The 12037-nt window shown below is 50.3% G+C and carries 10 protein-coding genes; all 10 read right to left on the minus strand.

Annotated features, from left to right (window positions below; genetic code table 11):
- Positions 1–36 precede the first annotated feature (36 nt).
- Positions 37–633, minus strand: coding sequence for a TetR/AcrR family transcriptional regulator (locus FHT67_RS23995; protein ID WP_243711677.1), 597 nt, complete (start codon positions 631–633; stop codon positions 37–39).
- A gap of 41 nt (positions 634–674) precedes the next feature.
- A complete protein-coding gene (locus FHT67_RS24000) occupies positions 675–1580 on the minus strand; it encodes an SDR family NAD(P)-dependent oxidoreductase (protein WP_167201558.1) in 906 nt (301 codons plus the stop codon).
- Between the two features lie 188 nt (positions 1581–1768).
- Positions 1769–3244, minus strand: coding sequence for an MFS transporter (locus FHT67_RS24005; RefSeq protein ID WP_132308159.1), 1476 nt, complete (start codon positions 3242–3244; stop codon positions 1769–1771).
- Positions 3245–3596: 352 nt separating this feature from the next.
- Positions 3597–4403, minus strand: a complete 807-nt coding sequence (locus tag FHT67_RS24010) for an endonuclease/exonuclease/phosphatase family protein (protein WP_167201559.1) — start codon at positions 4401–4403, stop codon at positions 3597–3599.
- 150 nt (positions 4404–4553) lie between these two features.
- Positions 4554–4901, minus strand: a complete 348-nt coding sequence (locus FHT67_RS24015; protein WP_167201560.1) for a hypothetical protein — start codon at positions 4899–4901, stop codon at positions 4554–4556.
- Between the two features lie 26 nt (positions 4902–4927).
- Positions 4928–6124 (minus strand): ParM/StbA family protein, encoded by a 1197-nt coding sequence (locus FHT67_RS24020; RefSeq protein ID WP_167201561.1) that lies wholly within the window; start codon positions 6122–6124, stop codon positions 4928–4930.
- 139 nt (positions 6125–6263) lie between these two features.
- Positions 6264–7808, minus strand: a complete 1545-nt coding sequence (locus tag FHT67_RS24025; protein ID WP_167201562.1) for an ABC transporter substrate-binding protein — start codon at positions 7806–7808, stop codon at positions 6264–6266.
- Positions 7809–7815: 7 nt separating this feature from the next.
- A complete protein-coding gene (locus FHT67_RS24030) occupies positions 7816–8571 on the minus strand; it encodes a response regulator transcription factor (RefSeq protein ID WP_132308149.1) in 756 nt (251 codons plus the stop codon).
- On the minus strand, positions 8546–10306 hold the full coding sequence (locus FHT67_RS24035; protein WP_167201563.1) for a sensor histidine kinase: 1761 nt from the start codon (positions 10304–10306) through the stop codon (positions 8546–8548). The genes FHT67_RS24030 and FHT67_RS24035 overlap by 26 nt, the downstream gene beginning before the upstream one ends.
- A 149-nt stretch (positions 10307–10455) precedes the next feature.
- Positions 10456–11973 (minus strand): ABC transporter substrate-binding protein, encoded by a 1518-nt coding sequence (locus tag FHT67_RS24040; RefSeq protein ID WP_132308145.1) that lies wholly within the window; start codon positions 11971–11973, stop codon positions 10456–10458.
- Between the last annotated feature and the right edge of the window lie 64 nt (positions 11974–12037).

Consider the following 12037-nt stretch of genomic DNA (forward strand, 5'->3'; position numbering starts at 1 on the left):
ACGTTATTTTTACTATGGTTCTCCTCATTGTTTCATTTATCTCGTCAAGATGTTCATCAGACGGTCAACTTCTTGCGTCCAATCCATTCCGACGGCCTTTGCATCTTGAAGCATTAGACCGTTCACAACCGATAGAAATAATATCAAACGCTTGTAGGCATCGCCTTCTGCGAATTGTCCTTCTTGTTGCCCTTGGACGAATATTGGGATTATCTGCTCGATGGTGTCCTGGGGAGAATACCGCCCGATGGCTTCTCTCGCCCTGCTTGGAACGCCCTCCGACGTTTGCGCCTGTTGAACAAGCAGGAAATAGAGCTTGTGGTTCTCATCCAACATTCGAAGCGTGAACGCTCTTAATTGCTCAAGAGGGGAACCTGGCAGCTTTTTGATATCCCCTACGGCATTCCGGGATTCCTCGATCGCCTCTTCCACGAGAAGCGCGAAAATCTCGTCTTTAGACTCGAAATAGCGGTAAGATAAGCCCTGACTGATGCCGGCCTCCTCCGCGATCATGCTCATCTTCGTGCCGGCGAGCCCTTTCTCCGCAAATATTTTAAGAGCCGCCTTTTTGATCTGATCCTTGCGTCCGTCGAACGCTTGCTCGGCTTGCGCTTTTGCTATTCTTGGCATCATTTATCCTTCTTCCTTTTCGCGCGTCGACCCACGGCTTAAGTCTACGATATACGGATTTGCTCCTCGCTCACTTCCCACAGCTTCTTCGCCGCTTCCATGCTGCCGGCTTGCTCCGACGGCGTCGTCATTTGCTTGTCGGCGTAATAACGTCCGCTTTCCAGATTCTTTGCGTCAGTATCTGCCAGCCATACAAGCGTCTCCGCGCCCTTCTCGGGAGTTCGGGAAAAACGCTTCATGACAGCCATCGTCATGCGGGCCAGCCTTCCGTTATCCTGATTGAAATTCGTGTCGACCAGTCCCGGGTCAAAGCAATACGCGTCAACATTGGTGCCTTGCAATCGTTTCGCCAGCTCAGCAGTGAACAAAATGTTTGCCAGCTTCGTCTCGCCGTATCGGAAGTTAGGGCCGCCTTTCATTTTCCCCCAAAATCCAAAACAACGCTCTCCGTTTAAATCATCGAATCGGATGCCCTTCCTGGCCATCTTGTGGCCATGGGACGACGTCGTGATGACGCGGGCATGTTCGCTCAACATCAGTTTATCAAGGAGCAGTGTCGTTAACAAGAAAGGTGCAATATGGTTGACCGCCCAGGACATCTCTAGTCCATCTTCCGTCAGCTTATGGTCAACGAACATGGCGCCCGCATTATTGATTAAAATATCGATCCTTGGGCATTTCGCCAATATCTCGTCTGCCGCCCGGCGGATGGATTGCTGGGAGGACATGTTGGCGATGAATACGTCCACCGTTATCCGATTGCCGGAAGCCGCCCGCAGTTTATCCGCAATCTCGTTCGCTTTTGCCGCATTGCGCGCAACGATGCCCAAATTCGCCCCTCTAGCGGCTAACTCTTGTGCAGCCGCTAACCCGATCCCGCTCGTAGCACCTGTAATTAACACATATTTTCCTCTTGCGTTTTGACACTCGGCTTGATTAATTTCACCCATTTAAAGTTCCTCCTCATATGTTGAATGAATCGTTCATTTATTTATAGTGTATGAACGATTCATTCATTTGTCAACGGAACGATCAAAATAAATCAAAAATCTCAGCCGATTCATCACAAAAAAGGGCCATCCCCTGGGGGATGGCCCTTTCAATACTCTCTCGAGTTCAATCATCGGCTTCTTTAGATTTAAGCTTCTATTTCTTTCATTTCAGCGCGTTTTGCGTCAAGTTCTTTATTAATGTTGTCAACGTCCTTATCAGACAGCGGATAGAGCTGCATGACAATCATTGAAACAATAGCAAGAACAGCAGGTATCCAAATAGCCGTCATATTAATCCCAGAAAGGGCGTTAGCCGTCTGGTGCTCAGCATCTCCATTAAATCCATACGCTGCAAGGAACCACAATGGAACGGCACCGCCTAGCGTAAAACCAATCTTGAAGAAGAGCCCCATAATCGCGTTGATGATAGCAGCATTGCGCTTACCAGACTTCAATTCGCCATACGAAACCACTTCGGGAACAAGCGCCCACATGAAACCTGTCGCTGAGGACAAGCCCCACTGCTTGATGAATGTCGAAACATAGGCCAACCAAAGTTGATCTTGCATACCATCGAGACTCCAAATCCAAGTCAGAATTTCGCCGACAACAAACATACCGAGGAAGAGATGGAAAAAGCCCTTTTTGCCGAAGATTTTCTTGAGTTTTGGCCAGAATACGGTAAAAGCGATACCAGGTATCGAGGCAATCAGCCCCACAGCACCCATCCAGTCGGAGTGATCAACCGTATATTGATAGAAAAATCCATTAACCGTATTCATGAAAAACATAAATGTAAATGCCAGCATGAAGAAAATGCCCAAAATGATCAATGGTTTATTATTCTTAAATTCAACAAAGAAATCATAGACTTTGACTTGTGCCGATTGTTCGGCGTTGGCAACAACGCGTTCTTTCGTAAACTTGTAGCAGAGGAAAAGCGCAATGGCGCCAATAACCATATAAACGGCATAAACACCAAACCATGCATGATCTGCTGAAGGGTCCGTATACGTCCCCATGTTCAGTTTTAATCCAAACAGACCCGTGTCTTTAAGTGAACGATCTTTAGGCGCCACCATTTGCACAAACATGGGAAACAGAGTATAAACAAGAAGATTGGCAATATTTGCAAGCGTCATGCGGGTCGTTGTGATTTGGTCAACAGATTCAGGGTTACGAGTCAACGAGGCGTTCAGCGAGCCGTAAGGAATATTAACGACGGAATATACCAAGTCGAGCAACAAATAAGTAATAAAGATAAAAGGAATAGATCCACGGACGCCGGGAATAGGCGCAAACAGCAGCGCACCCAAGATAACCAGCGGAATACCTGCACGAAGTAACCAAGGACGGTATTTACCTGCTCTTGATGAGCGTTTATCGACATAAGTCCCGACCATCGGATCCCATATTACATTGATGATACGGACAAAGAGGAAGATAAATCCCGCAGTTGCCGTACCGATCGCATTGACAGTCGTCAGAAAGAGGGCCAAAAAGCCTCCGACAGTACCAAAAACAAGATTTTGAGCAAAATCTCCGAAGCCGTAGCCCATACGTTCTATAAGATTGAGCTTGCGATACTCTTCTTGCTGAACAACCTGTGTGTTATCACTCATGATGAATGCTCCTTTACTTTCTCCATTAAACATTAGTCTACGAGACTTAATAAAAGCCCTTACATTTTCGAGAATTCATTTAAAGTTCAGGTAAATAGAATAAAAAAAAACAATTTCTAATATAAAATACCCGTCCTTTGCTTCGTTATACTCGCCCTGCCGATGTTATGCCTCTCCCCTTTGTTTGTTTATTAAATAAACAAAGATATCGCTTATTATCCATAATCGCCTTAAATTTGGCAACCACTAAAAATATACATTTCCGAAATAATAGCAAGTTTAAGGGCCATCCTCTGCGGATGGCCCCAACTTAAATATCATTTCTATGCATCGCGATCTATTCATTAAAAAGTTATAAGCCTGACAGGAGTCTGGTTTTTGCCACAACCGGATAGTGGTCTGACGGATATCCTCCGTTTACTTGGCAGCGCTCAACCTGCACCGACAAGAATTCGAATTCGGCAGTAGCAAAAATATAATCGATCGGTTCTCCGTCATCCCCGCCTTTGAAGTCATGGGCCGTTAGACCGGGCTTTCCTTTGATCCGGGAGTAAGCGTCCGTCAAATCGCTTGTCTTGCCATCCATCTCGATCTCGCCGCGCAAAAAGCGTATCGGGAATTCACCCGGAAACGAGTTGAAATCCCCTGTGAGCAAAGCCGGAAGTCCATTCAAAACGCGCTGCTTGGCTATGTATTTTCCTATTACCTGGATTCCGCGGTCTTTCGCTTCCTGGCTATGGTGGTCTAAATGGGTATTGTAAAGATAGAACGATTGGCCGGATTTTCGATGAAGGAACCGAGCCCACGTACAGATCCGCGGAAACGCGCTCCCCCAACTAACGGAAGCTTCCAAATCTGGTGTCTCCGACAGCCAAAACTGTCCGTTGTCCTCAACAATTAGCTCGTCGCGGTTATAAAAAATGGCATTGTGCTCGTTCTCATGTTCGCCGAACCGACCTTGACCGACCCAATCGTATTCCTTTAAACGGGTCTCCAAATCTTCGAGCATCGAGTGGTAGCCTTCTTGAGTGCCGATAAGCATAGGATGATGATTTTTGATAACGGCGGTTGCTCGGTCGATCCGTTCCGGCCAATAATTAGACCCGTCATTGATTTCCGGATAGCGCAGATTAAAGGTCATGATTATGATTTCCAACATACCTGCATCCCTCTTTTCTATCATTTCCGTGCCGCGCACACCTTTGTCATCCTGCGTATTACTTGGTATTACTTAGTATTACCGAGTGTTACCTGGTCTCACTTCGTATGACCTTGTCGCACAAAGTGAGACCGCATCCACCGCTTCCTACTAGCTCCATGCTTCAATATCCTCATCGTCAATTTCCTCTTGAATAATGGATTGTTCATCTTCGTAGATGGCAACCTTTGCTGCTTCTGCTGGATCCTCGGCTTCTGCCTCTACAGCTGCAGCCATTTGTTGAGAAATTGACGAGCCATGTCCGTAAATGCCAGCCCGCTCCATCGGGATAAACATCTGCAAATTCCGGACGCCATGCTGCATGATTTCGTTCTCCACGAGATAACGAAGAGAATCCATCAGGTTCGACTGCATGTTCAGCCATGCCATGACAAGCGGATCCTCATTCTTCCTCGTCTTCAGGCTAATGTTCTCGCCCGCCAGCTTGGTCTTCTTCATCGCCTTCACCTGCTTGCTCCGTTAGATTAAGCGGGCTGGTCCGCTTTATTTTTCAGCGCCTCGTAGATTTTGCCGTGTACAAAAGCATCCAATCCTGTCGCATTGAGCTCCACAGCGAATTCGGCCGGAATATAGAACAGCTTGATTTCGCGCACGTCGCACAGCTCTTTCAAGTAGGCGTATAAAGTGGTCTGCATGAGAATACTGCCGCCTCCGTAAACGCAGATCAAGTCAATCTCGTTACGCGCTTTTGTCAGCTGCTTCTTCACATGCTGGACAATTTGCTTAACCTGACTCTCCAGTGGTCTCCGAAGTGTTTTAAGCGCCCTGGCATGGTACTTATGCCTGGGGTTCTTAAGCACGTCGCTGAAAAACTGCCTAGGGCTGTCCGGAAGATGGATCAACCGGTTGAACTCCTGCAGCGCTTCTTCAATCGCATAGCCCGCTCCATGATGGCTGCCATGCACGAATTGCCGCAAGAACCGGTTGCCCTCCGTAATGGGATACTCCGTCGATCCGTCGCCAATATCGACATGGAGAATCCTTTTATCTTTGAAGAAACTCCCATTGAACTTCTTATCCATTCCGTATGCGGCAGCAAATTCGGCAAAAATCTCGCCCTCCCGCCAATTGCCAGAAGCGTCCTTTTGCAAAGTAAAAATAACTGGCGTTGCTTCCGGAACGACTTTCACGAAAGGAAATACGATGTTAACCGATACCCGGAGAATGCCGAGGTGTACCGTCACGTGATGCCTCCCCGAAGTGAACCGCTTCTCGAACTTCGCGGAGGTCTCATCCGTATGCTGCGTAACCGGCAGCGCCGTCGCCATGTCGGCCTCAATGTCGAGCTGGGCCGGGATATGCTTCTCCTCTTCATAGGCTTTTTGTACCGCGACCGCGGCGATTTGCGCCAGTGTGTTCACAACAGGCAAGTCCATCTCGCTCTTAGAGTCGATGCCGATCTGAATATTATCGAGAATTTCACCGCTCTCCAGAGCAAACTTCCCTATGTAGTACATGCCCGGCTGCGCAGACGGTGAGTCGATAGTAACAACCAACTGATCCTGCAGGTTCTTAATGAAGCCCTCCGGCGCTTGCTCCTCCCGCCACGGAAGTTCGTCCACTCTACAATTCACATTGGGCTGCTGAATTAATCTACCGTCAATCATCAAATCATGCTCGCTATTCCCATTATCGTTACCTATAAAGAAGTGATAGTTCATCCTTACATCCTCCTATCAATAGGTTTGCATGCCTTGGTATTACTTTGCCATACCAGGTGTTGGCGAGCATCATGCCATAGTCCTACGATAGATTAGGTTTCTCTCATTGAAAATTGTCGAACGAGAGTATTAAAAACGATTAGCCGCCCGCAGCTCCTACAAGTTTCGAATGAGCGGCTCGCCAGGCGTCAAGCTGCTTTTGCACCTCGGACCGCACCTCGTCGATGCCCGCCTGCCGAAGCTCCTCATTAAACTTCGGCAGCACCGAATCCACGTCCACGCTGCCCGTCATTAGGCTGGGGAAGTATTTCTCCCACACCATCTGGATGTTCTGCATCTGAATGGGCATCCGGGACAAGTCCGGGGTAAAGCCCAGCGTACTCGATACAACCGCCTCTTTGTTGCTGGCGCGGAATTGATTCCATTTGTCCAAGGGATCCGGGTATTCTCCACCCATGGTCTTCAGGATAAACCAATTGCCCTGGGTGTACTGCACGCCTCCATAGCTCGGCATCGCGTCCGGGATCGGATTGCCGTTTTTGTCCTTGGACGGAATAGGCACCACCTGGCCGTTATGATCCAGGCTGTAGTGCACGCCCTCGATTCCGAAATTGAACAGATTGCGCACCTCGGAATCCGTGTTCAGCAGATTGAGAAACTTTACGGCCTCGACGGGATGCTTCGTTTCCGCGCTGACGGCCATAATCCCCCCTCGAATGGATTCCGTCGTGATGATCGCAGGGGTTACAGGGTAAGCTGCCAGCTTGTAACCGCGATCCTTGCTCCAGCTATTTTCCGCCAGCGGGCCCCCACCCGCAGCTTTCCAGAACACCAGCGCGCCCCGCTTCAGCCCTTCGGTTTCCCGCATGGCTGCGTCCTCATTGATATAGCCCTCCACATAGTAGCGCCGAAGAAGGTCAAGCACTTTCCGGGCTTCGTCGGTCTCGAAAATATTCACGACCGGGGAATCGGGATCCAGGACATTCCTCATGAGCGGCAGCGTTTTATCCGATACGTATTCATAGCCATCCAAGGCGAAGAAGTTTTGGGATTCCTTATCGAGCTCCATCGGCAGATAAGCCGGTTCCTTCTCCTTGATCATCCGCAGCAGCGGTTCGAGGGAAGCAAGCGTTGTGTACTTCGAGATGTCGATACGGTACTTCTTCACCAGCGCATCCGGGTACATCCACTGGTCGCGAACGGCTAATTCTTTATTGGTCGGAACGCCGTAGATGCCGCCGTCATCCATCCTTACGCCTCGCCAGAAAATGGGGTCGATTGCGTCATACATTTCCTTCCCCGCTTTCGACAGGTAGTCGTTCAGCCTCAGCCATGCGCCGCGCTGCGCGTAGGTTGCGTACTCCGGCGCAAAAGCGATGTCAAAGGGTGTTCCCGCCGACACAAGGGTGTTCAGACGGTCTTCGTACTCTTGCCAGCCCACTTTGATATACGTAATGGTAACGCCGATTTTCTTGGCCAGGACCTCGTTGATTTTGTCGTTGACCATCTTCAGGTCCTTGTCTGGATCCCCGATCGTGTAATAGATCAAATTCACCGTATTACCCGTCGATGCGGCTTTCTCGTCATTGCCGGATGCAGAGAAACAGCCGGATAAAGGCAGCGTCAGCATCATGACGAGCACGAAGGATGCAGCGAGACGATTCAGATTCCGTTGATCCCTCATGGCATCGTTATTCCTTTCTCCGCAAATCCGAGGGTGACTTGCCGAAGTAAGCGTGGAAATGAGAATAGAAATAGTTCAGATTGGGATATCCGACGGATAACGCGATGCTGATGATCTTCTCGTCCGTGGACTGTATGCGCTCCTTGGCGCGAAGCATCCGGTAGGCCATTAAATATTCCGAAAACTTCTTTTTCGTCTCCTTGAGGAATAGCTGCCCGAGGTACGTTCCGTTCATGCGGAAACGTTCCGCAACCGACTTCAAGCTGAGGTTCTGGGCATACTCCGCCTTTACGATGAGCAGAATGCGATTGGTCAGCTTGGACAGGCTGTCATAGCGTACGCCGAGTACCGGGTCCAGATCCAGATCATTGCTATCCGCCAGCTTACCGTTCAGATCCTCTACGATAATCTTCTCGACCAGCTGCTGCAGCTTCGAACGATCGACGGGTTTAAGCAGGTAGTCCTTGGCTCCGCAGCGAATCGCCTCCAGCGCATACTGGAACTCGCCATAGCCGCTCATAATAATATATTTCGAAGGAAGACGCAGCTCGTTAAGCCTATGAATGGCATCGTAACCGCGCTGCTTGCCGATGCATACGTCGAAGATCGCCAAATCCGGCAATATCTCCACCGCCTTCGAAATCGCGCCCTCATACGTCTCACTCGTTTCGATACGGCCAAAGCCGTATTTCTCCCAATCCAGCGTTCGCTTCATTCCCTCCAAAATCTGCGGCTCGTCATCTACGATCAGCAGCTTGTACATCGTTAGTCGCCTCCTTGGATAGGATTACGGTTATTTTAACGCCGGCTTCCTCGTTATTGTCGATTGTCATGGAGAAACCCTTCCCATAGAAAAAGCGCAGCCGGGTATAAACGTTACGCAGACCAATGCTGTCCGCCGGGGCGTCGTCGCCTCTGGTGAGCCTCTTCCTGATTTCGGCCAGACGCTCCTCGGAAATCCGATTGCCGTTGTCCACGATCTCCAGCACGAAGCGTGCTTCTTCCTCCCAGCCGCTCACAAGGAGCAGGTTGAACTCGCTCTCCGGATGAAAGCCGTGAATGAAGAAGTTTTCCGCCAGCGGCTGCAGCCAAAATTTGACGGTGGGCAAGGAAATTAACGCCTCTTCCACATTAAACTGATAATAAAATCGGCCCGGATATTTGAATTCCATAATTTTTAAATATTGTTGAAGCAAGTTTAGCTCGCTGCCAAGCGAAATGATATTCTCGTTTTTTACGATATCACGGTACAGGGCACCCAAGGTGGCAATGGCGTCGGATGTATGGTCGGGGCTGTTCACCAGCGCGGAGGAACGAATCACCTCGAGCGTATTGTACAGAAAGTGAGGGTTAATTTGATGCTGAAGCGCTTTCATTTCAGTCTCTTGCTGCTTGAGCTTTAGCAGATAATTGGTGCGGATATACCGATCGAGCTGACGAATCATATCGTCCAATTCCCTGGCGATCATGCCGTATTCGTTCCTTCGGTAGCGGGCCGGGTTAGCCGGCGTAAAATCCGCCGTTTTCACGCGTCCGATGGACACGATAATGCGCCGCAGGAAGTTCGCGTCCTCGCGCAGATTGTAAACGATGAGCAGCAGGACGCAGATCATCGCGGCGAGTACGATGAGAAACACGATGAGCAGCACATTCGCTTTCTGACGAATCAGCGAGGCTAAATCCACGGTGCTGACGAACCGGTAATCGAACTCGTTGGAATGGAATGTCACGAAATACGTACGGTTCAGTAATCCCGTCGGCAGAAAGCCATGCGTGCGTCCATCCGCCACGATCCGGCGAATCAGCTCCTCCGAGCCGCCGCCGTTGCCGGCGATCAGGTACACGTCTCCGGAATCGCTGACTGCAGCAGCTTCGTTTAGATGGTCAATTTGCACCGTTTTAAAAATCCTGTCGCTGCTGACCAGGAATCGGAATTCGCCCAGCTGGCGGGAGATTTGGTTCGGATCCGAAAGTTTTTTGTGATAGACGAATCCTTTCCGGATCGTCTCGCGGAACGTTTCATCCGAATTGGGCAGACGGAACAGATAACTCGTATTGCCGTTATCGTCAAAGCTTACCACGTTGCCCTCTTGTTCGGTATGCAGGCTGATCTGCGTGATGTCTCCCTTCCCTCCGTTGCTCAGGAAGGATTTCATATCGTCGGGAAAAGAGACGAGCGGCCGGTTATATTGACTGCCTTGCAATCTGCTCGTCAGATAGCCTTCCGCATTGTTTCCCAAGAAACTGCGAATGTCGGAAACCAATCCGCTGTTGGAATACACTCGCTGCATGAACGCTTCGATACGGTCGGCATCGTACTGAAGGCTGTTTTCCACCCGAGAGAACGCTCCGGCGGCCTCGTTCCTGGAATTTCCCACCCATTGGTCCAGCAGTACCGCGCAGGTGAGTACGCCGAGCGTCAGGCCGATGAACACCACAAATACCGCATATGCAATGAACTTGCCGCGATAAATCTTGATTTGCATGAATGAACGCATGCGGCGTCTCCTTTGCAATAGGCTATTGTCGCACCCCACTGCTCCAACATATAACGTTGTTATCGGGAAAAGCAATCCTAAATTTTGTGCCAGAAAACCCGAACGGCGATCTCCGTTCGGGTTTTCCGGATGTTGATGACAGGCAAGACTTATTTGAAATACGCGTCGACTTGCTCTTGGGCGGCCTTCATAATCGTATCCATGCCAGCGGCCTTCAATTCCGAAACGATCTTCGGCACCATCTTCTCCGGATCGGAAGCTCCGGTCAGCAGCTCATACCGGTATTTGTCCCATACCGCTTTCGTATTGGCCACTTCGGTGCTCAGCTTGCCGATATCCAGCGCAAAGCCCAAGTTGGTGGAGGAGGTCGCCTGATCGTTCAGCTTGCGAACTTGATCCCACTGATCGACCGGAGCGCCTTTCGTTACAGCCAGGTCGAAGAACGTCCCTTGCGTATAAGCGGCAAGCGGCCATGTATCGGACTTGCGCTCAATTACTTTCTCCCCATCCACGTTGTCGTAATCGACGCCCAGCTCGCCGAAGGCCAGCATATTGCGCAGCTTCGGATCCGTATTGACCAGCTGCAAATATTTCAACGCCTCTTTCTTATATTTCGAGTTCGCCGAGATAGCGTTTAAGGAGCCTTGGATCGTACTTGTCGTATAAATCGGGCCAAAGATCTGGAACATGTCGTACTTCTCGACACCCTCCGTAATCTGCCAGCTCGCTTCCGCGCCCGGGAATGCCTGCGCCGCGAAGAATGGACGGCCTTTGTCCGCTTCCGTTTTCGTCGGTGCGTCCGGATTAATGATGCCGTCTTGGTACCATTGGTGCAGCTGCTTGAGCCCATCCATGATGTCCGGCTGCTCCAGCACGGAGACGACCTTGCGGGATGCGTCGTCGACTTTCACCCCGATCGGCGGCAGACCAAGCGTCATATCGTCGTAGCCGTTGAAGAAGCCGTTAAATCCGTCGCCTTGGGTGAGCGACAGCGGGTAGAAGCTTTTGCCTTCGCCTGCCTTCATATCGCGGAACGGCTTGTCGAGGTCTTTCAACGTCTTGATGCTGGCCGTGTCGATGCCGTATTTCTGCACGTACTTGTCGTCAAACACCCAGTATTGGGTTAAAGACGAGTCTTTGTAAGTCGGCACGGAGTAGATTTTCCCTCCGATTTTTGTTCCATCCCACACCTTCTGGGGAATAAGCTTGTAGAGCTCGGGCGACTCGCTTTGCACCAAGTCGGTCAGGTCGGCAAACGCGCCCATGGTTACTTGCTGGCTATACTTGGAGTTGTTCGTAAACATGATGTCGAACGGTTCGCCGGTATTCACGACGGTGTTGATCTTCGTATCCCAGTCGCCCCAGCTTGCTACCTTAATGTCGATTTTCACGCCAATCTTCTCGGCCGTGTAATCGTTCATCGCGGCGATCGCTTTGTCGAAGTTGGCGGGAGTCTGACCGCCGATCGTCCACCATACCAGCGTAGGCACATCGCCCGAATCGGCGGGCTTGCTCGTTTCCGTCTGCGTGCTTTCTGCCTTGTTGGTGTTCGAAGGCGTGCTGGTGCTTGACTCGGAATTGGAATTCGAGTTGCCGCAGCCTGCAAGAGCGGTTGTCAAAAGCGCCACGGCGCTGATTGCAAGCCATTTTTTCTTCGTCCTTTTCATGTACATTACCTCCCTTTGATATAGCCCACTGCATTCCCACCGTTTAAATTGCGCGGTGAATATC

This window comes from Paenibacillus sp. BK720, from assembly GCF_011761545.1.
Lineage (GTDB): Bacteria > Bacillota > Bacilli > Paenibacillales > Paenibacillaceae > Pristimantibacillus.